At 64.0% G+C, this 25,830-nt stretch carries 25 protein-coding genes and 1 pseudogene; 15 read left to right on the forward strand and 11 right to left on the reverse strand.

The window, feature by feature from the left end; genetic code table 11:
• The 4 genes and pseudogenes from CO670_RS24655 (at position 1) to CO670_RS24670 (ending at position 4,144) form a co-directional block, all read left to right on the forward strand.
• Positions 1-920 (forward strand): annotated as a pseudogene (locus CO670_RS24655) (ABC transporter permease subunit).
• A gap of 28 nt (positions 921-948) precedes the next feature.
• Positions 949-1,677, forward strand: coding sequence for a glycerophosphodiester phosphodiesterase family protein (locus CO670_RS24660; protein WP_097592657.1), 729 nt, complete (start codon positions 949-951; stop codon positions 1,675-1,677).
• A 3-nt stretch (positions 1,678-1,680) separates the two neighbouring features.
• Positions 1,681-2,397, forward strand: coding sequence for an HAD family hydrolase (locus tag CO670_RS24665; RefSeq protein WP_097592658.1), 717 nt, complete (start codon positions 1,681-1,683; stop codon positions 2,395-2,397).
• A 115-nt stretch (positions 2,398-2,512) separates the two neighbouring features.
• Positions 2,513-4,144, forward strand: a complete 1,632-nt coding sequence (locus tag CO670_RS24670) for an FGGY-family carbohydrate kinase (RefSeq protein WP_097592659.1) — start codon at positions 2,513-2,515, stop codon at positions 4,142-4,144.
• Between the two features lie 15 nt (positions 4,145-4,159).
• Here the strand turns inward: CO670_RS24670 and CO670_RS24675 are convergent, their stop codons facing one another.
• Positions 4,160-4,615, reverse strand: coding sequence for a hypothetical protein (locus CO670_RS24675; RefSeq protein WP_097592660.1), 456 nt, complete (start codon positions 4,613-4,615; stop codon positions 4,160-4,162).
• A 173-nt stretch (positions 4,616-4,788) separates the two neighbouring features.
• Here CO670_RS24675 and CO670_RS24680 point away from each other — a divergent pair, with 173 nt between their 5' ends.
• Positions 4,789-5,454 carry a TetR/AcrR family transcriptional regulator C-terminal domain-containing protein gene (locus CO670_RS24680; protein WP_176539014.1) on the forward strand — a complete coding sequence of 222 codons (666 nt, stop codon included), beginning with the start codon at positions 4,789-4,791 and terminating at the stop codon, positions 5,452-5,454.
• Positions 5,455-5,504: 50 nt separating this feature from the next.
• Positions 5,505-6,524 carry a ketol-acid reductoisomerase gene (gene ilvC / locus CO670_RS24685; RefSeq protein WP_004668557.1) on the forward strand — a complete coding sequence of 340 codons (1,020 nt, stop codon included), beginning with the start codon at positions 5,505-5,507 and terminating at the stop codon, positions 6,522-6,524.
• 222 nt (positions 6,525-6,746) lie between these two features.
• Here the strand turns inward: ilvC and CO670_RS24690 are convergent, their stop codons facing one another.
• Entirely contained in the window at positions 6,747-7,664 is a 918-nt protein-coding gene (locus CO670_RS24690) for an MYG1 family protein (RefSeq protein ID WP_097592661.1), read from the reverse strand.
• 229 nt (positions 7,665-7,893) lie between these two features.
• Here CO670_RS24690 and CO670_RS24695 point away from each other — a divergent pair, with 229 nt between their 5' ends.
• On the forward strand, positions 7,894-8,739 hold the full coding sequence (locus CO670_RS24695; RefSeq protein WP_097592662.1) for a glycosyltransferase family 25 protein: 846 nt from the start codon (positions 7,894-7,896) through the stop codon (positions 8,737-8,739).
• Here CO670_RS24695 and CO670_RS24700 read toward each other — a convergent pair.
• Positions 8,666-10,060 carry a HAMP domain-containing sensor histidine kinase gene (locus tag CO670_RS24700; RefSeq protein ID WP_097592663.1) on the reverse strand — a complete coding sequence of 465 codons (1,395 nt, stop codon included), beginning with the start codon at positions 10,058-10,060 and terminating at the stop codon, positions 8,666-8,668. The two genes, CO670_RS24695 and CO670_RS24700, sit on opposite strands and share 74 nt — an antisense overlap.
• Positions 10,047-10,724, reverse strand: coding sequence for a winged helix-turn-helix domain-containing protein (locus tag CO670_RS24705; protein ID WP_097592664.1), 678 nt, complete (start codon positions 10,722-10,724; stop codon positions 10,047-10,049). The genes CO670_RS24700 and CO670_RS24705 overlap by 14 nt, the downstream gene beginning before the upstream one ends.
• Before the next feature lie 170 nt (positions 10,725-10,894).
• Here CO670_RS24705 and CO670_RS24710 point away from each other — a divergent pair, with 170 nt between their 5' ends.
• Entirely contained in the window at positions 10,895-11,248 is a 354-nt protein-coding gene (locus tag CO670_RS24710; protein ID WP_097592665.1) for an AraC family ligand binding domain-containing protein, read from the forward strand.
• A gap of 53 nt (positions 11,249-11,301) precedes the next feature.
• Here the strand turns inward: CO670_RS24710 and CO670_RS24715 are convergent, their stop codons facing one another.
• The 4 genes from CO670_RS24715 to CO670_RS24735 form a co-directional block, all read right to left on the reverse strand.
• A complete protein-coding gene (locus CO670_RS24715) occupies positions 11,302-11,889 on the reverse strand; it encodes a class I SAM-dependent methyltransferase (RefSeq protein WP_097592666.1) in 588 nt (195 codons plus the stop codon).
• Positions 11,879-12,214, reverse strand: coding sequence for a type II toxin-antitoxin system RelE/ParE family toxin (locus tag CO670_RS24720; RefSeq protein WP_097592667.1), 336 nt, complete (start codon positions 12,212-12,214; stop codon positions 11,879-11,881). The genes CO670_RS24715 and CO670_RS24720 overlap by 11 nt, the downstream gene beginning before the upstream one ends.
• Positions 12,198-12,449 (reverse strand): transcriptional regulator, encoded by a 252-nt coding sequence (locus CO670_RS24725; protein WP_097592668.1) that lies wholly within the window; start codon positions 12,447-12,449, stop codon positions 12,198-12,200. The genes CO670_RS24720 and CO670_RS24725 overlap by 17 nt, the downstream gene beginning before the upstream one ends.
• A 327-nt stretch (positions 12,450-12,776) precedes the next feature.
• Positions 12,777-13,877, reverse strand: a complete 1,101-nt coding sequence (locus tag CO670_RS24735) for a branched-chain amino acid aminotransferase (protein WP_097592669.1) — start codon at positions 13,875-13,877, stop codon at positions 12,777-12,779.
• A 265-nt stretch (positions 13,878-14,142) separates the two neighbouring features.
• Between CO670_RS24735 and CO670_RS24740 the strand changes: the two genes are divergently transcribed.
• On the forward strand, positions 14,143-15,363 hold the full coding sequence (locus CO670_RS24740; protein WP_097592670.1) for a PLP-dependent aminotransferase family protein: 1,221 nt from the start codon (positions 14,143-14,145) through the stop codon (positions 15,361-15,363).
• Positions 15,364-15,581: 218 nt separating this feature from the next.
• Here the strand turns inward: CO670_RS24740 and CO670_RS24745 are convergent, their stop codons facing one another.
• The 3 genes from CO670_RS24745 to CO670_RS24755 all read right to left on the reverse strand — a co-directional run bounded on the left by CO670_RS24745 (position 15,582) and on the right by CO670_RS24755 (position 18,462).
• Positions 15,582-16,625 carry a DUF2278 family protein gene (locus CO670_RS24745; RefSeq protein WP_097592671.1) on the reverse strand — a complete coding sequence of 348 codons (1,044 nt, stop codon included), beginning with the start codon at positions 16,623-16,625 and terminating at the stop codon, positions 15,582-15,584.
• Between the two features lie 92 nt (positions 16,626-16,717).
• Positions 16,718-17,776 (reverse strand): aldo/keto reductase, encoded by a 1,059-nt coding sequence (locus CO670_RS24750; protein WP_097592672.1) that lies wholly within the window; start codon positions 17,774-17,776, stop codon positions 16,718-16,720.
• A 215-nt stretch (positions 17,777-17,991) separates the two neighbouring features.
• Positions 17,992-18,462, reverse strand: coding sequence for a MarR family transcriptional regulator (locus tag CO670_RS24755; protein WP_097592673.1), 471 nt, complete (start codon positions 18,460-18,462; stop codon positions 17,992-17,994).
• 190 nt (positions 18,463-18,652) lie between these two features.
• Here CO670_RS24755 and CO670_RS24760 point away from each other — a divergent pair, with 190 nt between their 5' ends.
• From CO670_RS24760 to CO670_RS24785, 6 genes are all read left to right on the forward strand, one after another.
• Complete coding sequence (locus CO670_RS24760; protein WP_097592674.1) at positions 18,653-19,420, forward strand: alpha/beta hydrolase; 768 nt, start codon at positions 18,653-18,655, stop codon at positions 19,418-19,420.
• A 132-nt stretch (positions 19,421-19,552) separates the two neighbouring features.
• On the forward strand, positions 19,553-20,530 hold the full coding sequence (locus CO670_RS24765; protein ID WP_097592675.1) for an ABC transporter substrate-binding protein: 978 nt from the start codon (positions 19,553-19,555) through the stop codon (positions 20,528-20,530).
• A 7-nt stretch (positions 20,531-20,537) separates the two neighbouring features.
• Positions 20,538-22,232 carry an iron ABC transporter permease gene (locus CO670_RS24770; RefSeq protein WP_097592676.1) on the forward strand — a complete coding sequence of 565 codons (1,695 nt, stop codon included), beginning with the start codon at positions 20,538-20,540 and terminating at the stop codon, positions 22,230-22,232.
• On the forward strand, positions 22,220-23,239 hold the full coding sequence (locus CO670_RS24775) for an ABC transporter ATP-binding protein (protein WP_097592677.1): 1,020 nt from the start codon (positions 22,220-22,222) through the stop codon (positions 23,237-23,239). Before CO670_RS24770 ends, CO670_RS24775 begins: the two co-directional genes overlap by 13 nt.
• Positions 23,240-23,763: 524 nt before the next feature.
• Complete coding sequence (locus CO670_RS24780; RefSeq protein ID WP_097592678.1) at positions 23,764-24,873, forward strand: endonuclease/exonuclease/phosphatase family protein; 1,110 nt, start codon at positions 23,764-23,766, stop codon at positions 24,871-24,873.
• An 8-nt stretch (positions 24,874-24,881) separates the two neighbouring features.
• Complete coding sequence (locus tag CO670_RS24785) at positions 24,882-25,652, forward strand: DNA mismatch repair protein MutT (RefSeq protein ID WP_097592679.1); 771 nt, start codon at positions 24,882-24,884, stop codon at positions 25,650-25,652.
• The last annotated feature ends 178 nt before the right edge of the window (positions 25,653-25,830 follow it).

Here is a 25,830-nt window from a genome sequence, read left to right on the forward strand (position 1 = left end):
ATGCCCGAACGCCATCTCGGTCTTTCGATCTTCTGCCACGCCATATTGCTGATCGGCGCGGTTTTCGTCTGCCTGCCGCTCTATTTCGCCTTCGTCGCCGGCTCGCTGACCTTGCAGGAGGTTCAGCAGGCGCCGTTTCCGGTGCTGCCGGGCTCGCATTTCTTCGAAAACTGGCCGCCGCCTGGCAGCAGGGCGAGTTCTCGCAGCTGTTCCTGAATTCGATCATCGTCACCGCCGGCATCGTCGTCGGCAAGCTGGCGATCTCGCTGATTGCCGCATTCGGCGTGACCTATTTCCGCTTCCCGTTCCGGATGACGGCGTTCTGGCTGATCTTCGTGTCGCTGATGCTTCCGGTCGAGGTCCGCATCATCCCGACCTATGAGGCGGTCGCCGATGCCGCCGGGCCAATCCGCTGGCTCGCCGGCATCATCGGTCTTTCCGGCGTCGTCGAAGGGCTGACGGGATACAGCATCGAAGCCTCGTTGAAATGGAACATGGTCAACAGCTATGCCGGCCTGATCCTGCCGCTGATCGCCTCCGCCTCGGCAACCTTCCTGTTCCGGCAGTTCTTCCTGACCGTTCCCGACGAGCTTTGCGAGGCGGCCAAGCTCGACGGGGCCGGCCCCTTGAAGTTCTTCAAGGATATCCTGCTGCCGCTGTCGAGCGCCAATATCGCGGCGCTGTCGATCATCCTGTTTCTCTATGGCTGGAACCAGTATTTGTGGCCGCTGCTCTTCACCACCGACAAGGAGATGGGAACGGCGGTGCTCGGGCTGAAGCAGCTCGTTCCGGTCTCCGACTCCGCGCCCGCCTGGAACATTGCGATGAGCGCTGCACTGCTCGTCATGCTGCCGCCAGCAGCCGTCATTCTCTTCATGCAACGCTGGTTCACCAAGGGGCTGGTGGATTCAGGAAAGTAACACGCCGAATTTCAAGGATATTCAGACGATGGTGCATATTATCGGCCACCGCGGTGGCCGCAATCTCTGGCCCGAAAACAGTCTTTCGGGCTTCCGCAAACTCGCGCAAATGCCGGTCGATGGCGTGGAGTTCGACATCCACCTGACGCGCTCGGGTGAAATGCTCGTCATTCACGACCCGACGCTCGAACGCACGACGGATGCGCGCGGCCCGGTCGCCGATCTTGGCCCCGGAAAACATCGTGAAATCAACCTCAAGGACAGCGACGGGGAGGTGATCCCCACCTTGGAAGAAGTGCTTGCCGTCTTCAAGAACACGCCGCTCGAGCTTCATATCGAACTGAAGACGCATGCCGATGGCACGCCCTACGAGGGGCTGGCCGCCAAGGCATTCGCCGCCGTCGAGCGGCTTGGTCTGACGGAGCGCTCGATCCTGACGAGCTTTCATCCCGATGTGCTTGCCGATATCCGCAGGGCCGCGCCCGGGATTCGCACCCTGTCATCCTTCGACGCCAAGTCGGCCGAGCGCCTCGGCCTTGCGAGCGGCCTCAGCCTGATGAAGCAATGCTCGGATATCATCGCCGTCGAGAAGTCGCTGCTTCAGGCGCAGTGGGACGAGATCACCCGTCTCGTGCCGCTCGACCGGCTCGGCGCCTGGGTTCCGAACGAGACGAGCGATCTCGAATACTGGCTCGCCAAACCGATCCGGCAGATCACCACGGACCGGCCGGATCTCGCCCTGCAGGCGCGGAGGTGAGGCATGCTCGATAACCGCATCGATCATCCCGGTACCCGAGGCGCCATGGACAGCATCGACCTCGTGATCTTCGATTGCGACGGCGTGCTGATTGACAGCGAGCCGATCGCCAGCCGTACGCTCGCGGAAACGCTGCAAGGCGCGGGCATTGCGATCAGCGCGGCGGAGGCCCATGTCAAATTCACCGGCAATTCGGAAAGCGTCATCGCCGAAATGTGCCGGCTTGAATACGGCATCGCCGACGTCGCCGCGCTGTTCGAGCAGTGGCATCGTCATCTGTTCGAGGAATTCGCCCGTTCGCTGACGCCGATTGCCGGCATTGCCGAGGTCGTCAACAGCCTCGACCGTCCGAAATGCGTCGCCTCGAACAGCACGATGCGGCGGCTGCGCAACAGCCTGGGCAAGCTCGATCTCTGGAGCGCCTTCGGCGAGAGCGTCTTCAGCGCCGAAGCCGTCTCGCGGCCGAAGCCGGCCCCCGATCTGCTGCTGCATTGCGCCGACCGCTTCCGGGCCCGTCCGGGCAGATGCGTCATGATCGACGACAGCGTCCACGGCGTGGCGTCGGCACTCGCCGCAGGCATGACGGCCATCGGTTTCGTCGATCCGGCCGATCCGAGGCCCGGCCGCCGCGCGGTGCTCGATGCCGCCGGAGCCGCCGCCGTCGCGACAGGGGCAGGGGAACTGACCGCCATTCTGGAAAATGTCGGAGGCATGCTGTGACGGCGAGCTCGCCAGCGCGTGCTCACCTTGCCATGTCGCCGCGACCGCGTAATGTCAGCGTCCCCGGCCACGGCTGCCCATCAACCCGATCCCCGGCGATCTGAAACGAGAGACCATGAGCGACACATCCCACACCCCGGAAGCCGGCGCCAAATACGTCATCGGCGTCGATGTCGGCACCGGCAGCGCCCGGGCGGGCCTGTTCGATATGGCCGGCAGCATGCTTGCCTCTGCCAAGCGCAATATCAGCCTGTTTCATGAGGCCGGTTCCATCGTCGAGCAGTCGAGCAGCGAGATCTGGCGCGCCGTTTGCGCCGCCGTGCGGGAGGTGGTTGCAGCAGCCGGCATCGATCGGGCTTCGGTGGTCGGGCTCGGATTCGACGCGACGTGCTCGCTCGTCGTCCTCGGCCAAGGCGGCAAGCCGCTGCCCGTCGGACCTTCGGAAGATCCGGACCGGGATATCATCGTGTGGATGGACCACCGGGCCGTCCCGCAGGCGGAGCGCATCAATGCATTCGGGCATGACGTGCTGCGTTATGTCGGCGGCCGCATCTCGCCCGAGATGGAAACGCCGAAGCTTCTCTGGCTCCGGGAAAACCGTCCCGCCGTGTTCGATGCCGCCTGGCAATTCTTCGATCTTGCGGATTTCCTGACCTGGCGGGCGACCGGCGACCTGTCGCGCTCGACCTGCACGGTCACCTGCAAGTGGACCTATCTCGCCCATGAGAAGCGCTGGGACGGCGGCTATTTCCACCAGATCGGCCTCGGCGTGCTGGCAGACGAAGGTTTTGCCCGCATCGGCACGTCCATCGTCGAGCCGGGGTCGGCGCTTGGCCAGGGACTGACCGCTGCGGCAGCCGATGAACTCGGCCTGGTCCCGGGCACGGCCGTCGCGGCCGGGCTGATCGATGCCCATGCCGGCGGCGTCGGAACCGTCGGCGCCGATCCGCAGGCCAATCTTGCCTATGTCTTCGGGACGTCCTCCTGCACGATGACCTCGACGGCGGAACCGTCTTTCGTTTCCGGCGTCTGGGGTCCTTACTATTCGGCGATGGTGCCGGGCCTCTGGCTGAACGAGGGCGGCCAGAGTGCCGCCGGCGCGGCGATCGACCAGCTCCTCTCCTTCCATCCGGCGGCCGGCGAGGCGAGGGAGCTTGCGACGAGCGCGGGCACCGCGCTGCCGGTCCTGCTTGCCGACATGGCCGCCGGCAAGGCGGGCCGTGCTTCCGATGCGGTCAAGCTGGCGGCCGGGCTGCATGTCGTTCCCGAGTTCCTCGGCAATCGCGCGCCCTTTGCCGATCCGCATGCCCGGGCTGTTATCGCCGGTCTCGGCATGGAGCGGGATCTCGACAGCCTGGTTGCGCTCTACATCGCCGGGCTTTGCGGCATCGGCTACGGCCTCCGGCAGATCATCGAAACGCAGGCCGAGGCGGGCGTCAGCGTCGAAAACATCGTCATCAGCGGCGGCGCCGGCCAGCACGATTTCGTGCGCCAGGTGCTCGCCGATGCGAGCGGCAAGCCGGTGGTCGCCACGAAGGCCGAAGAGCCGGTGCTGCTCGGCGCAGCGATCCTCGGCGCCGTCGCCGGCCGGCAATTTGCCGACGTGCGCGCGGCGATGGGCGAGCTCACCAGGGTGGAAACACGTTTTCAGCCGTCAGAGGGCGAGGTTTCCGATCTGCACCGCAGGCGTTACGAAGCCTTCAAGGAGCTGCAGACGCTGGCGCGCAAGCTTCGCAGCGATGGCTGACATGGCTGCGCGAGGCTAATTGTTGATGGCGATGATCGCCCAATGGCTCTCGTCGCAGGCGTTGTCGTCGCAGACCGCGCCCATCCAGACGGCGCCGTTGGCGAGCATGACGCCCTCGCTGCTGACGAAGAGATCCTGATATTGCTGGCGGCCGACGGCGCGGCGGGTCTCCGGCGTCACCAGATCGTCGAAATTCTCGACGAAATCCTCGGCGTTCTCGACATCGTAGGTCTCGCCATTGGCCTTCACGCTCAGCGGATATTCGGCAAGGCCGGCAATGGTCTCGGCATCGCCGGAGCGCATGGCGAGAACGAGCTGGCGCAGCGGCCGGTCGAAGCCCGCGGCATCGCCGTGCAATTCCTCGATGCGGTCATAGACCTCGCTATCCTGCGCGGCGGCGCGGCCGGTGAAGGGCGTCGCTGCCAGGAGCATCGCTCCGGCCAGGAGAAGGGCAGCAGACAGACGCGGCATGGAAGGCTCCCGGCAAATGACGTTCGACAAGCATTATGCAATCGCCATCAGTGTCCGCCTATCCAATTCTGGTGCTGCGCCCGCCTTTCCCGTATAAAAATCTGCCGGGCCCGGCTTGACGGCCCGATCGGTTTGCCGCATAAAGCTCACGAACCGTACCGTACGGTACGTATATGGGAGCCGTGACCGTGTCCGTCGATGCCGTAGAGTCGAGCGAATTTTCGCCGCGCCAGAACGCCGTTCTGGAGCAGGCGCTGCGGCTGCTCGTCGATGGCGGCGAGAAGGCGCTGACGACCTCGGGGGTGGCGCGCGCTGCCAATTGCTCCAAGGAAAGCCTCTACAAGTGGTTCGGCGACCGCGACGGACTGCTGTCTGCGATGATCGCCTATCAGGCGAGCAAGGTGCGCACCTTCGAGCGCAACGGCGAGCGGCTGACGGCGGCGAGCCTGCACGACCATGTGGTCATCTTCGCGCGCGACCTGCTCGAGGTGCTGGCCGGCGATGTCTCGCTGGCGCTGAACCGGCTGGCGATCGGCCAGTCCCATCGCGACGGTTCGAAGCTCGGAAAGCTTCTGCTGGAGCGCGGCCGCCGCCAGATCGACCGGCGCGCCATGGCGCTGATCGATGCCGGCAAGAGGGCGGGGCTGCTGCGCTTTGCCGATGCCGACGAGGCCTATCATACGCTTTACGGTCTTGTCGTTTCCGACCTGCATGTGCGCATGCTGCTCGGGGAGCCCGGCCTCAAGGATACCGCGCGCCAGGCGGAGAAGGCGGTGACCGCCTTCCTCCGGCTCTACGGCACGGAAAAGGTACTGGCGGAGATGCCGGCTCTCGGCTGATTTCGCCTTAATGACAGTCAACAGGACAAGCACAAGGGAAGGAACTTCAAATGCGCGTCTATTACGATCGTGATGCCGATCTCAACCTCATCAAGGCCAAGAAGGTCGCCGTCATCGGCTACGGCTCGCAGGGCCGCGCCCATGCGCTGAACCTCAAGGACAGCGGCGCCCAGAACCTCGTCATCGCTCTCAAGGCCGGTTCGCCCACCGTCAAGAAGGCCGAAGCCGACGGCTTCAAGGTCATGACCGTTGCCGAAGCCGCCGGATGGGCCGACCTGATGATGATGGCGACGCCGGACGAGCTGCAGGCCGACATCTACAAGGCCGACATCGCTCCGAACATCCGCGATGGCGCTGCGATCGCTTTCGCCCACGGCCTCAACGTTCACTTCGGCCTGATCGAGCCGAAGGCTTCGGTCGACGTCGTCATGATCGCGCCGAAGGGCCCGGGCCACACGGTTCGCGGCGAATACCAGAAGGGCGGCGGCGTTCCCTGCCTCGTTGCCGTTCATCAGAACGCTTCCGGCAACGCCCTTGAACTCGCTCTCTCCTACGCCTGCGGCGTCGGCGGCGGCCGTTCGGGCATCATCGAAACCAACTTCCGCGAAGAGTGCGAAACCGACCTCTTCGGCGAACAGGTCGTTCTCTGCGGCGGTCTCGTCGAGCTCATCCGCGCCGGTTTCGAAACGCTCACCGAAGCCGGTTACGCGCCCGAAATGGCCTATTTCGAGTGCCTGCACGAAGTGAAGCTGATCGTCGACCTGATCTATGAAGGCGGCATCGCCAACATGAATTACTCGATCTCCAACACGGCCGAGTGGGGCGAATACGTCACCGGTCCGCGCATCATCACCGAAGAAACCAAGGCCGAGATGAAGCGCGTCCTCAAGGACATCCAGACCGGCAAGTTCACCTCCGAGTGGATGCAGGAATACCGCTCCGGTGCCGCCCGCTTCAAGGGCATCCGCCGCAACAACGACAGCCACCAGATCGAGGAAGTCGGCGCCAAGCTGCGCGGCATGATGCCCTGGATCGGCAAGAACAAGCTGGTCGACAAGAGCGTGAACTAAGCGATTTCGCTGATATTGAACGGGAGGCCGGGGTGAAAGCTCCGGCCTCTTTTTTTTGCTTCGCTCTTTTACTCAACGTCATCCTCGGCCTTGTGCCGAGGATCTGCTGCCCTACCGAACGGGGGCAGATGCTCGGGACAAGCCCGAGCATGAAGGCGGGTTGGTGGGCCAACCTGCCAGCAATCCGATGTGGGGCTGCGGCGTCTGCAGCAATCAGACCTTTCAGCCGGAAACAGCCTCCTCGACCGCAAGCTCGGCCATGGCGAGGGCTGCCTCGCGGGTCTTGGCGGCGGCGATGAAGCGGCCGTTGTGGCAGAAGCTGGCGCCGGGCACGCCGCAGACGGCCTCCAGCTCGCCATTGGTCAGGCCGGCCCAGGCGGCGGGCAGATCGGCTCTCAGTTCGAAGCCTTCGTCGGCGCGGCGGATGCCGGTCACGCACCAGTCCTTTTCGCGCGGGTGGACGACGAAGAGCAGGTGATCGGCGCCTGCCTTCACGATCGCAGGGCGAAAGGGCATGCCCATCGGCAATTCGAGAACGCGGCGCTCGCCGGTATTGCGGATGGCCTGATGCACGATGGCCTCTGCCCGCAATTTTGCGGCGCTCTGGGCGATCTTCGCCTCGACGAAGCTGCGGGCGACGGCAAGTGCGGCGTGGAAAGCGCGGCCGTCGGCCTCGGGATCGCGATCGTCGAAAACCGGTTTCAAGGTTTCCAGCAGGGCGGGCAGGGTGAGCCCGGCGAGCGGCCCGGAGGGGCTGAGCGCGCCATTGTCCGTCAGGTCGACCGGCAAGACGAAGCTCGCATCGAAGGAGGCGTGGAGTTCGGCGACATGCTCTTCGGGAATGCCGGCGGCGGCGAGATAATCATGGCCGTAATGCTTCCAGATCAGTCCGAAGGAGCTGAAGGGCTGGCCATCTCTACGCAACGGCGCGCCACGCTGATGATGATCGAAAATCCCAGCCTCGGCGTCATAGGCGCCGCCGACATCGTAGATGATGCGGTTTGGCCCCGGCGTGATCCATTCCGGTGCGCGGCTGCGGACGATGCGCGCCTGCGGGAACAGCCGGGTCAGGATGACGCTCGACAGCAGTTCGTCGGCATGGAAGCCACCGGAATGGGTGACGAGGAAATCTGGGATCATGGAAGCCGTGGCCTTGTCGTTTGCGGAGGAACCCGCCTGAGTTTTGCCTGAAATAGCCGTTGCCGGAAATCATCTCAACCCATCATTCGCGCATCGAGGTGCTGCCCGGATGCCTGCGATCGGCAGAAGGCGGGCGTGCTTTACGAATTTGTATAGTTCGGGCGAAGTCCCCGTGAGTTTTCGGGCGCAGCTTGGTGCCGTCGTCACATCCAAGTCGAGGCCAGCTCTCATGAACATGCGCGCCGCAACCGCCGCCATCGCCACGGCAGTCCATCCGGTCAGCCTGCGGATCAATACCTATCTCATCAATCTCGACCGGGCGGAGCTTCGCCGGTTTCGCATGGAGCGCCTGCTGTCGGAGATCGGCATAGGCTTCGAGCGCGTGGCGGCCGTCGACGGCGTTGGCATATCCCTGCCGCGCCGCGATTTCGACGGGCAGTCCTATCTGCGCCGGCATGGCCGCAGGCCGAATCCTTTCGAGATCGGCTGCTATCTGAGCCATGTCGAGTGTGCCAGGCGCTTCCTTGCCGGCAACGGCGAATTCGCTCTCATTCTCGAAGACGATCTCGATTTCGACGACGACTTCGCCGAGGTGCTCGCCGCCGCGCTCGATCATCACGCATCCTGGGATATCCTGCGGCTTTCGACAGTGAGTACGGGCCGCAAGCACAGGGTGGAGCCGCTGACGGCATCCCGCTCGCTTGCGATCGCGCTCACCCGCGAGAAGGGTTCGGGCGCCTATCTGATCAATCGCAAGGCCGCCGGCTGGATTGCCGATAGGCTGGTTCCGATGCGGCTGCCCTATGATCTCGCGTTCGATCTGGAATTCGACGAGGGGCTGCAGGCTTGTTTCGTCGATCCCGTTCCGGTCAGCCAGCGGGCCGATCGGCATTCCCAGATACAGGCGGGGCTCTCGACCTACCGGCTTGGCCGCCGCCGGCCGTGGAGCGTCCTACCGTATCGCACGGCGGCGGAAGTGCGCCGGTTCGCGGCGCGTTTCATCAGGCTTGCGGCGCTGCGGATGCGAGGCTGGAAAGATGGGCCGGCGGCAGCGGGAAGCCTATCGAAACGGTGAGGCCGGGATGGTTGTCGCCCATGGCGATCTCCGCCGAATGCAGGTCGGCAACCGCCTTGACCAGGCTGAGGCCAAGGCCGCTTCCCTCAGTCGTGCGGCTCTTGTCGAGGCGGTAGAGACGGCGGAACACCTTGTCCCGCTCCTCGGCGGGAATGCCCGGCCCGCTGTCGGCGACCGCCAATATGGCGCGATCGTCCTGTCGCCGCAGCGACAGCGTGATGACAGTTCCGCCGGGGCAGTGGTTGATGGCGTTCTCCACCAGATTGGCGATCATCTGCGTCAGCAGATCCCGGTCGCCCCAGACGAGCGCCGAGCAGCGCTCGGCGATTGCGAGGGACTGGCCGGCGTCTTCGGCTACGTCGGCATAGACCTCGGAAATGACGGCCAGCACGTCATCGATGTCGGTCGCCTGGAAACGCTCCTTGCGGGCGCCGGCCTCGATCTGGGAAATGCGCAGGAGTGCCGCGAAGGTGGTGTTGATCCGGTCGCTCTCGCTTCTCGCCTCATCGAGAAGAGCCGAAACGTCGAGCTGCCGGTCGTTTCGCGCCACGGCGGCGTCCAGCGTCAGGCGCAGCCTGTTGAGAGGCGTCTTGAGATCGTGGGCGATATCGGCGCTCACCTGCCGCATGCTCTCGACCAGTGTCTGCAGCCGTTCCAGGGCCGCATTGATCTGGATGGCCACCGTGTCGAGATCGTCGCCGTTTCCGGTGATCGGAATGCGGGCCTGCAGCGCGCCATGGGCGACGTCGTTCATGGTGTTGGCAACCCTGTCCAGTCTCGCCTGGGCGCGAAACGCCAGGAAGACGCCGCCGACGATGGCGGTCGCCACGGCAATCGCGGCAGCCCATTCGAAGCTGACGAGCACGATCCGCAGCATTTCGTCGACATCGTTGAAGTTTTCGGCGACCACCAGCGTATAGGGGCCGATCGCCGAGACCTGCATACGGTAGCGTTCGTGCCCCTTCAGCCCGACGTCACGCGAGGTGACGGTATAGACGCCGTTCGGGATTCGGGGTGCGGCGAAATTGCCGGCCAGTTTGCGCCCGCCCGCATCCATCAGCGAGTAGAGCCCGTCGGAGGTCGATTGGAAGCTCGCATAATTGTTCAGCGTGTTGATCAGATCCTCGGTATCGTGCGGCTGGTAGGCCGAGGCGATCAGCGAATTCATCTCGTGGAGCGATTGTTCCAGGTCGCGCTCGAGGCCGGCGCGCAGCATGTGGTACATGATCGCGCCGCTGAAGATGAAGGTGGCGACGAAGAGGACGCCGAAAGTGACGGCAAGCCGGAACGGCGTGCTCCGGCGCAGCTTAGCGAGGCGCATGCAGGCTGTATCCGGTGTTGCGGACCGTGTGCAGAAGCTGCGTTTCGAAGGGCTTGTCGACCTTCGCCCTCAGCCGGCTGATATGGGTCTCGACGACGCTGGTCTTCGGGTCGAAATGAAAGTCCCAGACCCGCTCCAGCAGCATCGTCTTGGTGATGACCCGGCCTTCGCCGCGCATCAGCACTTCCAGCAGCGTGAATTCGCGCGGCTGCAGCTCGATGGCCTGACCGCCGCGGCGGGCCTCGCGCCGGATGAGGTCGAGCTCGAGATCGGCAACCTTCAGCACGGTCTTCTGCTCCTGCACCGGCGGCCGGCGGCCGAGCGCGTTGACGCGGGCGAGAAGCTCGGAGAAGGCGAAGGGTTTGGTGAGATAATCGTCACCGCCCGCTTCCAGCCCCTCGACGCGGTCGTCCACCCCGCCGATCGACGTCAGAAACAGCGCCGGCGTGCCGATCCTGGCCGCGCGAAGCGAGCGGACGATGGCAAGGCCATCGAGGCCGGGAAGCATGCGATCGACGACGATGACGTCATAGGCTTCCCGCTGCGCCTGAAACAGGCTGTCGCGGCCATCGGCGAACACGTCGCAGACGTGGCCCGCCTCGGAGAAGCCCTTGGAGACATAATCCGACGTCTTGGCGTCGTCCTCGATAAGCAGGATTTTCATGCGCCTGGTCGTGCCCGCACTGTAAAGTCCGCATCTAACCAGCGGCACAGGCCCGCCACAACATACGGATTGGTAAGGTTGGAGACCGCCGCGGCAAACCGGCGATGCGTCACAATCCACTTGGCGGAGCGGACCGGTGCGCTACCTCCGCCTTGGCAGGGAGGCAGACGATGAAAATGCGCAAGTTCTCAATCGCCGACGCATCGCTCGAGTGTTCCCCGGGGCAGGAGGCCGACATATCCGTCGGCAATCTGGTCGACGAGCGGGACGGCGGGCCGATCACCATCGGCTACGGACGCTACGCCCCCGGCCAGAGCCTCAGCGAGACGATGGCGGTCGACGACGTGATGATCGTTCTGGAGGGACGGCTCTCGGTCTCGACCGACGCCGGCACCGTCACCGCGGGCCCGGGCGAGATCGTCTACATGCCCAAGGGCGAGACGGTGACCATCCGCTCGCACGAGGAGGGCGCCTTGACCGCCTATGTCACCTATCCGCATTGGCGGCCGGCGCACGATAGCTGAGGCCGGCGTCAGCACGTCGTGCGGTGAGGCGGCCTGGCCTTCGCCGGATCCTTTCACTGCCTCGCGCTGACCGTGAGCCACCGCGTCGGTTTGCCGTCATAGCCGCCGCCGTCGTGCTCGGCGATGGCGATGTCGCGCCAGCCGCCGTTGGTCAGGATGTCCGACAGCCAGGCGGCGGAGGGATAGTTGTAATAGCGGCCGAGGCCGTCGTGGCCTTCCGCTTCGCCGGCCTTGAAGCTTGCGTGGAGGAGGCCCGAAGGCCTCAGCGCGCGGCGGATGCGGGCGAAGACGTCGGGCAGCTCGGGGCGGGGGACATGGAGCAGGCTCGCATGCGCCCAGACGCCGTCATAGGCGTTTTCGGCGTCGAGGTGCTGGAACAGCATGACGCGGACAGGCCTGCCGATCCGTGCCTCCGCCTGTCTTGCGAGTTCGGCCGAACCGTCGGTCGGGGTGACGTCGAAGCCTTGCTGGAGCATGTAGGCGCTGTCCTGCCCGGCGCCGCAGCCGAGTTCGAGGATCGAGGCGCCCGGCGCTAGCCCGGCGAGGAAGGCGTCCAGCTCGAGCTTCGGCAGGCTGCGCGTGCGGTTGGCGTAAGTTTCGGCGTTTTCCGCGTAGAAGGAGGAGGTGCTGTCATTGGGCATGCGGGCCGGTCGATCCTGAGCGTCGGGTGGATTGGAGGTGCCTTTCGGGAAGCCGGTCGGCGCCGATGATGTCGATGACGAGAATGCCATCCGGTATTTCGCGGTAGAAGGCGACGTGGCGCATGTGGAGGAGGCGGCGCAGGCCGGCGCCGAGCTCGTCGCACGCGTCTCCCATGGACGGCACGCGCGAGAGAAGCACGAAGATCCTGTCCCAATCGAGGAGATAGGCATCGGCCTGCGCCTCGCCGAAATGCAGGCTGGCATATTCGTCGATGCCCGACAGCACCGCATCGGCGGTTCGGGTCAGCCTATAGGTAGTTGTCACGCAGCTTCGCCTTCGTTTCCAGCAATATATCGAGAATGCGCCGGTCGCTGATGCCGCTTTCCTCGGCCTGCCTCAGAATGTCGCGCAGTTCGTCGTCGTCGAGCTTGCGGTGGTCCTGGTCCTTCACGATCAGCTCCGCCAGGAATGCGTCGGCGCTCTCGTATCTGCCGCTTGCGACACGGCGCGCGACATAATCCGCCAGACTATCCGGAAGCGAGATCGTCATTTTCGCCATCGAATTCGGTCCCGTCCGCACATGCCGGCTGTCAGCTGTCCCTGATGCCGGGCCACCATTCCCCATCTTGTGATAGAGGCGTGGCGGCCCGCCGTCGAGCACTTGGGTCACATGCGGGTCAGTCTTTTTATCGATGCGGACGAGGTGCGGAAGGCCCTTGAAACGGGCGTCGCAGGTCCGGATATCGCCGTGACGCTCGGCCGCTGCATGGATGATTGCATCGGCAGCGGCGAGTTTGCGACAGTCCGGCGGGTTTTGCGGGCGAGGCGGAGAGCGGCGCCCACCATGTCGGTGTTGGCGCCGCCATTCGCGTGGAAAGTCTGAAGTTTAGGCCGGGATGAGGCGTGTCCAGCCGCGCTCATCATTCGTGGCGCCCTTCTGCAGGCTGACGAGCTGCTGGCGCAGCTCGCTGGTCAGCTTGCCCGTCTGTCCGTCTCCGACCTTGAACTCGCCGCCTGCATGCCGAACCAGGCCGATGCCCGCCAGCACCGCGGCCGTGCCGCAAGCAAAGGCTTCGACGAGCTTGCCGCTGGCTGCGTCGGCCTGCCATTCCTCGAAGGAGTAGGGACGCTGCTCGACGCGAAGGCCCTTTTCTCCGGCGAGCGCGATCACCGAAGCCCGGGTGATGCCCGGCAGGATGGTGCCGCCAAGAGGCGGGGTCACCACCGATCCGTCATTCATGACGAAGAAGACGTTCATGCCGCCGAGCTCCTCGACCCAGCGATGCTCTGCTGCATCCAGGAAGACGACCTGATCGCAATCCCTCTTGGCGGCTTCCGCTTGCGCCACGAGGCTGGCTGCATAGTTTCCGCCGCATTTTGCTGCACCCGTGCCGCCGGCGGCTGCGCGGGTGTATTCGGTCTCGACCCATAGGGAAACCGCCTTCGCTCCGCCTTTGAAGTAGGCGCCGACCGGAGAGGCGATGATGCAGAAGATGTATTCCTGAGCCGGACGAACGCCGAGAAATGCCTCGTTAGCGAACATGAAAGGTCGAAGGTAGAGGCTGGCGTCGCCTGACGGTATCCAGTTCTTGTCGACCCGGACCAGCTCTTCGACGGCCTTCAGGAAAAGTTCTTCCGGTACCTCAGGCATTGCCATGCGGGCTGCCGACTGGGCGAAGCGGCGGGCGTTTTCTTCCGGCCGGAAGAGCAGGATGCGGCCGTCGTCGGCCTTATAGGCCTTCATGCCTTCGAAGATTTCCTGGGCGTAGTGCAGCACGGCGCTTGCCGGGTCGAGTTCCAGGGGGCGGCGCGGCGTCACCTTTGCGTCGTGCCAACCCTTGTCGGGCGTCCAGCGTGCCAGGACCATGTGATCCGTAAAGACTTTACCGAAGCCGGGTGTTTCCAGTGCCTTGATGCGGTCGGCGTCGGAGACGGGAGACTTGTGGAATTCGATTGTGATTTCAGGAGAGGTCGACGTCGCGATCATTGCTGGCACCTTGGGTAGTCCATTGGATAATGGCGCGCACACTACTGCCACCAGGCCGGTTTTGGAAAGGTCTGAATGCGGCCATTTTGTCTCGTGATCGTTTCATGCAATGGGGCAGGCTACTCGGCGTGGCCGCGCATAATCACCAGACCTACAAACTTGCCGCTTGAAACTTGTCAGGGGGACAAGAAAATAGGTCAGTATTGTTGACATAAATTTCCCTGCGTGGTCTGTGGGCAATGCTAAGAAAATACGAGGAAACCCCATGCTGAACTGGGACACCATGTTTGCGTCGCGCTCTTCGCGCATGCGCGCATCCGAAATCCGCGAACTGCTGAAGCTGCTCGACCGGCCCGAGATCATCTCCTTTGCCGGCGGCATTCCGGATCCGGCGCTGTTTCCCGATCAGGAATTCAAGCAGGCCTATGCCGATATCTTCGCAAGCGCCGCGGTCAGTTCGGCGCTGCAATATTCGGTCAGCGAAGGCTATAAGCCGCTGCGCGAATGGCTGGTCGGGCAGATGGCGGCGCTCGGCATTGCCTGCGGGCTCGACAATGTCTTCATCGTTTCCGGCTCGCAGCAGGGGCTCGATTATCTCGGCAAGCTGTTCCTGTCGCCCAATGATACGGCGCTGGTGACATGGCCGACCTATCTCGGCGCGCTGCAGGCCTTCAATGCCTATGAGCCGGCCTACGACCAGCTGACGCCGGGCGGGAACCGGACGCCGGAATCCTATCGTGCCGCGGCTGCTGCTGCCGGCGGCAAGGTGAAGTTCGCCTATCTCTCCGCCGAATTTTCCAATCCGACCGGCGAATCGGTCGATCTCGCCGGCCGCAAGCGGGTGCTGGCGCTCGCCGAAGAGCTCGATATCGCCGTCATCGAGGATGCGGCCTATCAGTCGCTGCGCTACGACGGCGATCCGATCCCGCCGATCCTGGCGCTCGAAATCGCCGAGAAGGGTCATATCGACAACACCCGCACGATCTATTGCGGCAGCTTTTCCAAGACGCTGGCGCCCGGCCTTCGCGTCGGCTTCATCGTCGCCAATGCGCCCGTCATCCGCAAGCTGGTGCTGATGAAGCAGGCGGCCGACCTGCATTCCTCGACGATCAACCAGATCGCGATCACCCATGTCGCCGAGCGCGGCTTCGACGCGCAGGTCGCCAAGATCAAGGCCGTCTACAGCAAGCGGCGCGACTGCATGCTGGCGGCGCTGGAGAAATATATGCCCAAGGGCACCAGCTGGACGAAGCCGGAAGGCGGCATGTTCATCTGGATCACGCTGCCGGAAGGCATGGACGGCGCCAAGCTGCTCGCGAAATCGCTGGAAACCGCCAAGGTCGCCTTCGTCCCCGGCAAGGCCTTCTTCGCCGACGGCTCCGGCGCCAACACCTTCCGCGTCAGCTTCTCCTGCGCCAACGAGCAGATGATCGAGGATGGGATCGGCCGGTTGGGCAAGCTGATCTCGGATGAGATCGGCGGGTGATTGCGGCGAGCAGGGCGAGACGCTGCCACGAGTCCCTTCTCCCCAGCGGGGAGAAGATGCCGGCAGGCAGATGAGGGGGTGAGCGGCAGAGCCGCGAATGCGCTGAGCGCAAGCGAAGGCAGGCCCAGGCGTGCCGTGTGGCCCCCTCATCCGACCCTTCGGGCCACCTTCTCCCCGCTGGGGAGAAGAGGGAGAACCCAACCGAGACCGACACCCAATCAAAAGATCGTCGTCCAGCCCTCGTTTGCCGTTTCGCTCTTGCCGTAGCCGACGCGGTCGGCCACCGCTCCGTCGCCGTTGCGCAGGATGATGTCGCCGCCTTTGTTGGCGAGCTGCGGGCCGCCGGCGGCGGCGTTGAGTGCGATGGTGCGGATCTCGCCCGCGGCAAGCGTGCCCGACAGCGTCTGCGTCCGGCCGTTTTCATCCTCAAGCTTCCAGCCGTCGAGCGACGCCGACATGTCGGAGCGGTTGATGATTGTCACCGTCTCGGCCTCAATGCCGCCTTCGCCGTTTACCGGGTTGATCAGCGCGGCGATGATGCGCAGCGACGAGGCGACGACCGGCTGCGGCCGGCGCGTGCCTTCGCCGCGGCCCTGGCCGCCGCGGTTTTCGGAGACGGGATGGCCGGTCTCGGCATCGGTGTTCCAGTTCTGCGACTGGAAGCAGAGGAAAATCGCCGCCCATTCGTCGGTATCGGTGAAATGGACGAGCAGCGCCCCATCCTGGTTCGGGCCGTTGGTGGCCTTGAAGCTGCCGCCGTCGCCCTGGTTCATGTGGATGTCGTGGATACCGTTGCCGGGCTCGAAATCGAAATATTGATCGGGCTTGTCGTGCTCCGGCCCCCAGGCCTCGCCGAAGGCATAGAAATGAATGTCGGGATCGGCAATGCCTTCCTCGACGATCGGCTCGATGAATTCGCGCAGATCGTTCTTCGGGCCGGAGAGCTGGAAGGGCGCGACATCCATATCCTCGCGCTCGATCAGGCCGCCGCGGACATAATCGATCGCAAGCTCCGGGCGGTCCTTGCGAATGTCGATCAGGCCCATCGGCAGAGCTTCGAGCGCCTCCGTCAGCGCCTGGTGCTTGAAATCGACGATGTTGGCGTAGAGCAGGTCGTGCGGCGACGTCTTCGAGCGGACGTTGAGCGCGATGCGGTAGCTGACGCCTGCCGCCTCGATGCGGATCTCGATATGGGGATCGTTGTCGTCATCGAGGGCGAGCGCGCTCGCCGTACCCTTCAGGACCTTGTAATTCTTCAGCATGAGAACCTCCCTGGCGGTGGCGGGATCTCATGCTAGCACTGATAAAGTGCATCTTTTGTGACGCCTATCCTCCGCCGTGCAATGCCTCGGGGCTATGGCTGGAGATGCGGGCCGAAAAGCTCGAGGTCGGCTTCGCCGAGCCTGTCGCTCGCCGTGTTCAACTGGTGCCAATATGGGTAGAGGATCGGCGGCAGGCTGACGGCGTCGAGGCGCTTGCGTTCCTCCTCCGTCAGCTTCAGCTCGGCGGCGGCGATATTGTCGCGGAACTGGGCCTCGGTGCGCCCGCCGATGATGACCGAGGTGACCGCCTTGCGGCCGATCAGCCAGGCGAGCGCCACCTGCGCGGCCGAGACGCCGCGCTCCTCACCGATCGCGACCAGTGTCTCGACGATGTTCCAGAGGCGGTTTTCGTCGCGGATCGGCGGCTCGGTCCAGCCGGCGAACTGGCGGGTGCCTTCGGGCGCTGCCTGGTTGCGGCGGTGCTTGCCGGAAAGCAGGCCGCCGGCGAGCGGGCTCCAGACGAGCACGCCGAGGCCCTGGTCGATCGAGATCGGCAGCAGCTCGTATTCGGCGTCGCGGGCTTCGAGCGTATAGTGGATCTGCTGGCTGACGAAGCGCTGGTATTTGTGTTCGTTGGCGATGCCGAGCGCTTTCATGATGTGCCAGCCGGAATAGTTCGAGCAGCCGACATAACGCACCTTGCCCTGCCGGATCAGCGTGTCGAGCGCTTCCATCGTCTCTTCGAGCGGCGTCTGGCCGTCCCATTCATGCACCTGGTAGAGGTCGATGACATCGGTCCTCAAGCGCTTCAGGCTCGCCTCGCATTCACGGATCAGGTGGTAGCGCGAGAGACCGCGGTCGTTCGGGCCTTCGCCCATGCCGAAGCGGGCCTTGGTGGCGAGCAGCACGCCCTGCGGCCGCTTGCCGGCGAGCGCCTCACCGATGATGTTTTCGCATTCGCCTGACGAATAGACGTTGGCGGTATCGATCAGGTTGATGCCGGCGTCGATGCACATGTCGATCATCTTCTTGGCTTCGGAGACGCCGAGATCGCCGACCATCTTTGCCCAGCCGACGCCGCCGAAGGTCATCGTGCCCATGGTCAATGTCGAGATTTTCAGGCCGGAGCGGCCGAGCAGACGATATTCCATTGAAACTCCTCCTTCATCGAAACAGGATTGACGTACCTCAGCGCGGCCGGATGGCAATGGCGGCGTGGTCACGCCTGCGTGAGGCTTAGGCAAGAGTGCGGGCACCGGCAGTTCGGGCCGCGTTGCGGTGTTGACCAATGGCGCGTGCCGGCAGCAGACGGATCGTACAATATGCTATCGGCTTGTCGACGGAAATCGTCCTGGCGCAGCTCGCGTCAGGCCTCGTCCTTGTCCTTGCCGTGAATGTTGTCGCGGATCGACGCGATCGTGTCCCGGATCTTGCCGACGGTCTCGGCGTCGAGACCGACTGCTTTGCCGATGCAGTCGAACACATGGGCGGCGCGGCTCTTCAGGGCCAGTCCCTTCTTCGTCAGCCGCAGGAGCACCTGGCGTTCATCGGCGGGATTTCGGTTGCGGGTGACGAGGCCGACATTTTCCAGCCGCTTCAGCAGCGGGGTGAGGGTGCTGGAGTCGAGGAAAAGCGTCTCGCCGAGATCCTTCACCGTGCGGTCGTCACGCGCCCACAGGGCGGTCATGACGAGGAACTGCGGATAGGTGAGTTCCATTTCGTCGAGCAGGGGGCGGTAAAGCTGGTTGAAGGCGTGGCCGGCCGAATAGATTGAAAAGCAAAGCATTTCATCGATCTGGGGCACACCGGCGAGATCATTCGATGGGGTGTCTTTCATCACGCTCTCCTCTCCGTTCCATATAATTTGTGCGCGATCTGTTTGCAAGCTATTGACGCCGCCGACGAGACGAACTAATTAGATCGTGTACAAAGAAATCGCTTACAAATTATATACCGAACACGAGAGCTCGTGAACACGCGAACCCGGTTCGGCTCCTGTGACACTCAACCGACGAAAGGAATGACCAATGTTCAAACTTGCTGCTGCCGTCGCCCTGGCGGGCGCTCTCTTCTCCGGTGCTGCCGTTGCCGAGCCGGCCAAGCCGACCGTCGTCCTCGTTCATGGCGCCTTTGCCGATTCCTCCAGCTGGAACGGCGTCGTCGAAATCCTGCGCAAGGACGGCTTCCCGGTCGTGGCGGCCGCCAATCCGCTGCGCAGCGTTTCCAGCGATGCCGCCTATGTCTCCGACGTCGTCGGCAGCATCGCCGGTCCCGTGGTCCTCGTCGGCCATTCCTATGGAGGGCAGGTGATCTCGGCCGCCGCGAATGGCCACGACAACGTCAAGTCGCTGGTCTATGTCGCGGCCTTCGCGCCCGATGCCGGTGAATCGGTTGCAGATCTCGCCGGCAAGTTTCCGGGCGGCACGCTGAGCGGCGCGTTGGCGGCGCCGGTGAAACTCGCCAGCGGCGGCGTCGATCTCTATATCGACCAGGCGAAATTCCATGACCAGTTCGCGAGCGACGTGCCGGCCGAACAGGCCGCGCTGATGGCGGCTGCCCAACGGCCGATCACCGAAGCGGCGCTCACCGAAAAATCCGGCGAGCCCGCCTGGAAGAAGCTGCCGTCATGGTTCGTCTACGGCACCGGCGACAAGAACATCCCGGCCGCAGCCCTCGGCTTCATGGCCGAGCGGGCAGGGTCCAAGCGGACCGTCGTGGTCGACGGCGCCTCTCATGTCGTGATGGTTTCGCATCCTGAGAAAGTGGCGGAACTCATCGAAGAGGCCGCGAAGTAACCTTCTCCAACGGGCCGCGGCGCGCAAGTGCCGCGGCCCGATGCCGGCAAGCGGAGCCTGCCACCGCCTGTCACATCTCTGTCAACGACCCCTAATAAGGGAGGGGTGACGCAATTCCGAGGACCCCTCCCTATGAAAACGATCGTTTCCGCCGCAGCCCTTCTCGCCGCGAGCCTGCTTGCCATTCCGGCTTCGGCCGCAAACCTCGTTCTCTATACCAGCCAGCCGAACGAAGACGCACAGGCGACCGTCGATGGCTTCATGGCCGCCAATCCCGATATCAAGGTCGACTGGGTGCGCGACGGCACGCCGAAGATCATCGCCAAGCTGCAGGCCGAGATCCAGGCCGGCAATCCGGTCGCCGATCTTCTCCTGATCGCCGACGTGGTGACGCTGGAGCGCCTGAAGCAGGAGGGCAAGCTGCTGGCCTACAAGTCGCCGGAAGCCGCCCAATACGACGCCACCCTCTATGATGCCGACGGCTACTATTACTCGACCAAGCTGATCACCACCGGCATCATGTACAACACCTCGGCCGGCATGAAGCCGGCGAGCTGGAAGGATCTGACCAAGCCGGAAGCCAAGGGCCTCGTCACCATGCCGAGCCCGCTTGCTTCGGGTGCGGCGCTTATCCACGCCCAGACGCTGGCCGCCGTGCCCGGCCTCGGCTGGGATTTCTACAAGTCGCTCGCCGAAAACGGCGCGATCGCCGCCGGCGGCAACGGCGCCGTCTTGAAGTCGGTCGCCTCGGGCGAGAAGGCTTACGGCATGGTCGTCGATTACCTGCCGATCCGCGAGAAGGCCAAGGGCGCGCCCGTCGAATTCGTCTTCCCGAGCGAAGGCGTGTCGGCCGTCACCGAGCCGGTCGGCATCCTCGCCAGCACCAAGAATGCCGAGGCCGCCAAGAAGTTCGTCGATTATGTGCTCTCGGAAAAGGGCCAGGAAGGCTTCCTCAAGCTCGGCTATATCCCGGCCCGCAACGGCATGAAGCTGCCGGAAGGTTTCCCGGCGCGCGATACGATCAAGGTGCTGCCGATCAAGGCGGCCGAAGCGCTCAAGAATACCGACCAGGATCTGAAGACCTTCTCGGGCATTTACGGCTCGAACTGATCCTTTCATGCAATTCTCTGCAAGATCGGGAAACAGCCAGCCTGCCTGGCTGTTTCCTTTTATCGTCATCACCGTGCTCGTCCTCAGCGTGCTGCCGCTCGCCCGCCTTGCCATGGCAGGGATTGCGGCCTTTGCCAGCGGCGGCGTCATCGATGTGCTGAGCGAGGCGTCGCTCTGGCAGGCGACCTATTACACCCTCGTCACCTCGGTTCTCGGCACGATCGTCTCGCTTCTGATCGGCTGCCTCTTCGCCTTCCTGCTGACGCTGACGGACCTTCCGGGTAGGGGGCCGCTCAGCTTCTTCTTCGTGCTGCCCATGATGATCCCGCCGCAGGTGACGGCGCTTGCCTGGGTGCAGATGTCGGGACCATCGAGCCCGCTCTTGAAGGCGCTCGCGATCGCTCCGCCGCTCGGCTCGCCGCAGCCGCTTTATTCGGTCGGCGGCATCGCGCTGCTCTACGGCGTCCAGCACGCGCCGCTCGTCTATCTCGCGCTCCGGGCCGGGCTGATGACGCTGCCGCGCGATGGCGTGGAGGCCGCACGGCTTTCCGGCGCATCCAGCTTGCGGGTGTTCCGCGATATCATCCTGCCGCTGTCGCTGCCCGGCATCATCGCGGGTGCCGCGATCTCCTTCGTCTCCTGCACCGGCAATTTCGGCATTCCCGCCATTCTCGGCATTCCGGCCTCGATCTTCACGCTGCCGACGCTCATCTTCACCAAGTTTTCCGCCTTCACCAGCCGCACCTTCGGTGATGTTGCGGTGCTCTCAGGCATCATCGCGATGATCTCGGTCGCCGGGCTGATGATCCAGGACCGGGCGCTCAGAGGCCGCGACTATCGCGTCATCGGGCTTTCGGGCGCTAATGCGGCTTTGGCGCTCGGCCCTTGGCGGCTTGCCTTCACGCCGCTTCTTTGGGCGATCCTGTTCTTCATGCTCGCCGCTCCCTTCTTCGCGCTCGTCGCCGGCGCGCTGGTGCCGGCCTATGGCGTACCGCTCACCTTCAAGACCATGTCGCTGCATGCCTTTCAGGAGATCCTGTTCCGGCAGGCGATAACGCGCACCGCCTTCGTCAATTCGCTGTCGCTCGCCGGCGCCACCGCCTTATGTCTCCTGGTGGTGACCGTGCTTACGGCCTATGCGCTGACGCGGCGGAAGGATGCGGTGTCCCGCATCGTCGCCAGCCTGATCGAGATACCCTATTCGCTGCCCGGCATCGTCATGGCGGTCGCCTTCATCCTGGTCTTCGCGGCACCGATCCCCTTCCTCCACATCTCGCTCTACGGCACGATCTGGATCATTCTTCTCGCCTATTTCTCCTCCTTCTTCGCCGTCAGCCTGAAGCCCGTCGTCAGCGCCTTCCACCAGCTCGATCCGGCGCTGGAGGAGGCGGCACGTCTTTCCGGCGCCGGCTTCTTCCGAAGACTTTCCGATATCATCGTGCCGCTGATTGCACCGGCCGCCGGGGCCTCCGTCATTCTCGTCTTCCTGATCGCCTGCAACGAGCTGACGATCTCGGCACTGCTCTGGTCGGCCGGCACCCAGACGCTCGGCGTCGCCATCTACAATCTCGACGACAGCGGCAGCTCCGACCTTGCCTCGGCGCTGTCGGTGCTCGTCGTTCTCATGGTCGTCGTCATGATGCTGCTGCTCGAACTCCTGGCCAAACGCCTGCCGAAAGGGGTGGTCCCATGGCGAAGCTGATCCTCAACCGGGTGGCCAAGGATTTCGGCACCGGGCGGGCTGCCGTCAGCGATTTCTCGCTCGATGTGCGCGAGGGCGGTTTCCTGGCGCTGCTCGGGCCTTCCGGCTGCGGCAAGACGACGGTTCTGAGGATGATCGCCGGTTTCGAGACGCCTTCCGACGGCTCGATCCATCTCGGCGAGCGGCTGCTGGCCGATGCCGCGCAATCGCTGCCGCCCGAGAAGCGCAATATGGCGATGGTTTTCCAGTCCTATGCGCTTTGGCCGCATATGAGTGTCGCCGACAATGTCGGCTACCCCCTGAAGGTGCGCGGCATCTCCGGCGATGCCTACCGGGCGAAGGTCGGCGAGGCGCTTTCCACCGTGCGGCTTGCCGATTTTGCCGGGCGGCGGCCGGCCGATCTCTCCGGCGGCCAGCGCCAGCGCGTGGCGCTCGCCCGCTGCCTGGTGACATCGCCCGACGTCGTGCTGCTCGACGAGCCGCTCGCCAATCTCGACCGGCACCTGAAGCAGGAGATGGAGGAGACCTTCCGCGAATTCCACCAGCGCTCGGGCGCCACGATGATCTATGTCACCCATGACCAGAGCGAGGCGATGGCGCTCGCGACCGACGTCGCCGTCATGTCCGACGGCCGCCTGCTGCAGGTGGCGCCGCCGGCCGAGATCTATGCCCGGCCGGAGGGCCGCGTTGTCGGCGGCCTGATCGGGCGCGGCGCGATCCTGACCCTGCCGGTCATGGACGGCGAACGCCAGCTGGAATGGGATGAGTTGCAGGACGCGCTCCAGGCGGCCAACACCGATGGCGCCGATATTCTCGTGCGGCCGGAAGATGTGATCATCGGCGGCGAGGGGGCTCCGGCAACCGTCGAATCCGTGTGGTTCGAGGGCGAGCGCTACGCCGTGAAGCTGAGGCTCGGCAACGGCCAGACGCTGCGCGCCTACAGCCGCGTGGCCGTCGTGCCTGGTGAAGCCGTGCGCGCCGTCATCCGCGCGGGCTGGCGGCTTTGATGGATAGAGAGTCGGCGTCTACGACAGCAATTGAAGCTCGACAATAGAAGTTGAAAATTACCGTTCTCTTCTTTCGAATCACCATAAAGTTGAATAGTTCTTCCGGCTTCGTGGTGCCGAGCCGGACTAAATTAATAGAAGCGTATGAGAAGAGTAAAACTCGCGCGATAATCGATTGGTTGAAAGGACATATTATTATGCCAATTCCAGTAAAGCGTATTCGATCCGTTTTCGTGCTTTCGGCGGTTCTTTTGGGTGCAGCGAGTGTTCTCCAGGGATGCCCGTCCGTGGAGCGGGGCGAACGAACCCAGACCTTTAGCCCAAATGATTTATACCGCGGTTCGAGCAACAGGAGCTCGTCGAGCAGTCCGGATGGCGGGCACAGCCAACCTCACGATAACGCCACCTCAAGCCCGCCCAGCCATATCTAGGCGCAGACGGCACCTGTCATCATATTTCTCGGCTTGCGGTCTTTCCCTGCGGCGATTGCCGGTTAAGGTACTGCCCGCAACCGGACTCATTCCATGTCGCTTCGTCTCGCCACCTTCAACGTCGAAAACCTGCTGACCCGTTTCGATTTCACCGGCTTCCGCAACCAGCTGCGCCAGGACCGCGTCATCAAGCTTTTCGAGGTCAATAGCGAGGGTGTCTATCAGCAGCTCGAGCAGGCGCGGGTGATCGCGGCGACCGACGACACCAGGCAGATGACGGCGCTGGCGATTGCCGATGCGGATGCCGATATCCTCTGCCTGCAGGAAATCGACAATATGGCCGCCCTGCATGCCTTCGAATACGGCTATCTCTTCCGCATGGTCGGAAACGGCTACCGGCAGAAATTCCTGGTGGAAGGCAATGACAGCCGCGGCATCGACGTTGCCGTCCTGATGCGCGAGGAAACGCGCGACGGCCAGAAGATCGAGCTTCGGGATATCAGAAGCCATGCGATGACCACCTATCGCGATTTCGATCTCTTCGACGAGGAACTGGCGCTCACCAGCCGCATCGACGACAAGATCTTCAAGCGCGATTGCTTGGAGCTCGACCTCCTGATCGGCGGCAGGCCGCTCTCGCTCTATGTCGTGCATTTCAAATCGATGGGCAATCCGCGCGACGGGCTCGACGGGCGCCAGTCGACCATGCCGATCCGCCGGGCCGAGGCGCGGGCCGTGCGCCGCATCATCGAGGCTCGCTTCGGGGCCGGCCACACAGCCTCGAAGAGTTTCGCCATCTGCGGCGACATGAACGACTACCAGGAGCGCGTCGACGTCATCGGCCGGCGCGGCGCCGGCTATCGCTTCGAACATCAGCAAGAGGCCGAAAGCGCGCTTGACGTCTTCAGCCGCGACGGCTTTGCCGAAAACGTCGTGCGCCGCCGCGAGGCCCTCGACCGCTGGACGCTCTATCACTCTCGCGGGCCGCAGGAGCAGTGGCTCTGCCAGCTCGACTATCTCTGGCTCTCGCCGGCACTCGCCGCCCATAATGCCGGCCGCCTGCCTGAAATCATCCGCAACGGCCAGCCCTATCGCACCATCTTCCCGCCGGGGCAGGAGGTGGAGCGTTATCCCCGCACCGGTTGGGACCGGCCGAAGGCCTCCGACCATTGCCCCGTCGTCATGACACTGGATCTCCCCTGAAAGCGACCATGAAAACCAATTTGAGCTTGAATATTCCGGACACCGATTTTTCCGACGATTTCGCCGGCTGGCCGCCCGAGAGCACCGTCTTCCCGATCGCGGGCGTCGATCTCCGCGTCCTGCCCGGCACGCATCCTTTCGTTGCCGCCGAGGAGACTGACATCCGCGAGAACTGGGCGAAGGAGACGGCCGCCAATCCGGCATTGTTCGACGGGCGCCTGGTGTTCCAGCAGCGGCTGTCGCTCGGCCGGGAGGGGATTTCCGGCGAGGGTTACGTCACTCCGTTTTCCGCCTTCATGTACTGGCGCCGCCAGCCGCAGCGCCAGGGCGGCATCCACATCTTCGCCTATCCCGTGCTGGAAAGCGCCGACGGCGCGCTTGTGGCGATCCGCATGGGCGCGCACACGGCCAATGCCGGCCAGGTCTATTTCGCCGCCGGCTCGCTGGAGGCGGAGGACATCGTTGACGGGCGCTGCGATATCGAGGCCAACATGCGCCGCGAGGTCCACGAGGAGACCGGCCTCGATCTTTCCGATGCCGTGGCGGGGCAGGGGCTCTATGCCAGCCACGCCAACCGGACGGTGACGCTGATGCGCCTCTTCCGCTTCGACCTGACGGCCGACGAGATGGTGAAGCGGATCGAGGCCCACATGCTGGTCGCCGAAGACAAGGAGATCGCCGGTGCCGTGGCGATCCGCTCGGCCGATCACGCGGCCTATCCGTATAACCGGGCGATGCTGCCGGTGATTGATTGGTATTTTGGGAATAAGGGTGTGTGACGCTTCTGTTTTGAGGACGTGACGAGCAAGTGGCTGCCCCTCATCCTAACCCTCTCCCCGTTTTGACGGGGAGAGGGGACTTGCCATATCACACGGCAGAGATCGGCATAGACGGTGCGGCCTATTCCCTTCTCCCCGCAAGCGGGGAGAGCGACTGTCTTCTTTGTCAAGCGTTTTG

This window comes from Rhizobium sp. J15 (genome assembly GCF_002531825.1).
Taxonomy (GTDB): domain Bacteria; phylum Pseudomonadota; class Alphaproteobacteria; order Rhizobiales; family Rhizobiaceae; genus Rhizobium.

What these genes read in the sequence shown, in the direction of transcription:
- CO670_RS24660 (WP_097592657.1), top strand. Translation starts at nt 949, where the DNA reads ATGGTGCATATTATCGGCCACCGCGGTGGCCGCAATCTCTGGCCCGAA.
- CO670_RS24665 (WP_097592658.1), top strand. Translation starts at nt 1,681, where the DNA reads ATGCTCGATAACCGCATCGATCATCCCGGTACCCGAGGCGCCATGGAC.
- CO670_RS24670 (WP_097592659.1), top strand. Translation starts at nt 2,513, where the DNA reads ATGAGCGACACATCCCACACCCCGGAAGCCGGCGCCAAATACGTCATC.
- CO670_RS24675 (WP_097592660.1), bottom strand. Translation starts at nt 4,615, where the DNA reads ATGCCGCGTCTGTCTGCTGCCCTTCTCCTGGCCGGAGCGATGCTCCTG.
- CO670_RS24680 (WP_176539014.1), top strand. Translation starts at nt 4,789, where the DNA reads ATGGGAGCCGTGACCGTGTCCGTCGATGCCGTAGAGTCGAGCGAATTT.
- ilvC (WP_004668557.1), top strand. Translation starts at nt 5,505, where the DNA reads ATGCGCGTCTATTACGATCGTGATGCCGATCTCAACCTCATCAAGGCC.
- CO670_RS24690 (WP_097592661.1), bottom strand. Translation starts at nt 7,664, where the DNA reads ATGATCCCAGATTTCCTCGTCACCCATTCCGGTGGCTTCCATGCCGAC.
- CO670_RS24695 (WP_097592662.1), top strand. Translation starts at nt 7,894, where the DNA reads ATGAACATGCGCGCCGCAACCGCCGCCATCGCCACGGCAGTCCATCCG.
- CO670_RS24700 (WP_097592663.1), bottom strand. Translation starts at nt 10,060, where the DNA reads ATGCGCCTCGCTAAGCTGCGCCGGAGCACGCCGTTCCGGCTTGCCGTC.
- CO670_RS24705 (WP_097592664.1), bottom strand. Translation starts at nt 10,724, where the DNA reads ATGAAAATCCTGCTTATCGAGGACGACGCCAAGACGTCGGATTATGTC.
- CO670_RS24710 (WP_097592665.1), top strand. Translation starts at nt 10,895, where the DNA reads ATGAAAATGCGCAAGTTCTCAATCGCCGACGCATCGCTCGAGTGTTCC.
- CO670_RS24715 (WP_097592666.1), bottom strand. Translation starts at nt 11,889, where the DNA reads ATGCCCAATGACAGCACCTCCTCCTTCTACGCGGAAAACGCCGAAACT.
- CO670_RS24725 (WP_097592668.1), bottom strand. Translation starts at nt 12,449, where the DNA reads ATGGCGAAAATGACGATCTCGCTTCCGGATAGTCTGGCGGATTATGTC.
- CO670_RS24735 (WP_097592669.1), bottom strand. Translation starts at nt 13,877, where the DNA reads ATGATCGCGACGTCGACCTCTCCTGAAATCACAATCGAATTCCACAAG.
- CO670_RS24740 (WP_097592670.1), top strand. Translation starts at nt 14,143, where the DNA reads ATGCTGAACTGGGACACCATGTTTGCGTCGCGCTCTTCGCGCATGCGC.
- CO670_RS24745 (WP_097592671.1), bottom strand. Translation starts at nt 16,625, where the DNA reads ATGCTGAAGAATTACAAGGTCCTGAAGGGTACGGCGAGCGCGCTCGCC.
- CO670_RS24750 (WP_097592672.1), bottom strand. Translation starts at nt 17,776, where the DNA reads ATGGAATATCGTCTGCTCGGCCGCTCCGGCCTGAAAATCTCGACATTG.
- CO670_RS24755 (WP_097592673.1), bottom strand. Translation starts at nt 18,462, where the DNA reads ATGAAAGACACCCCATCGAATGATCTCGCCGGTGTGCCCCAGATCGAT.
- CO670_RS24760 (WP_097592674.1), top strand. Translation starts at nt 18,653, where the DNA reads ATGTTCAAACTTGCTGCTGCCGTCGCCCTGGCGGGCGCTCTCTTCTCC.
- CO670_RS24765 (WP_097592675.1), top strand. Translation starts at nt 19,553, where the DNA reads ATGAAAACGATCGTTTCCGCCGCAGCCCTTCTCGCCGCGAGCCTGCTT.
- CO670_RS24770 (WP_097592676.1), top strand. Translation starts at nt 20,538, where the DNA reads ATGCAATTCTCTGCAAGATCGGGAAACAGCCAGCCTGCCTGGCTGTTT.
- CO670_RS24775 (WP_097592677.1), top strand. Translation starts at nt 22,220, where the DNA reads ATGGCGAAGCTGATCCTCAACCGGGTGGCCAAGGATTTCGGCACCGGG.
- CO670_RS24780 (WP_097592678.1), top strand. Translation starts at nt 23,764, where the DNA reads ATGTCGCTTCGTCTCGCCACCTTCAACGTCGAAAACCTGCTGACCCGT.
- CO670_RS24785 (WP_097592679.1), top strand. Translation starts at nt 24,882, where the DNA reads ATGAAAACCAATTTGAGCTTGAATATTCCGGACACCGATTTTTCCGAC.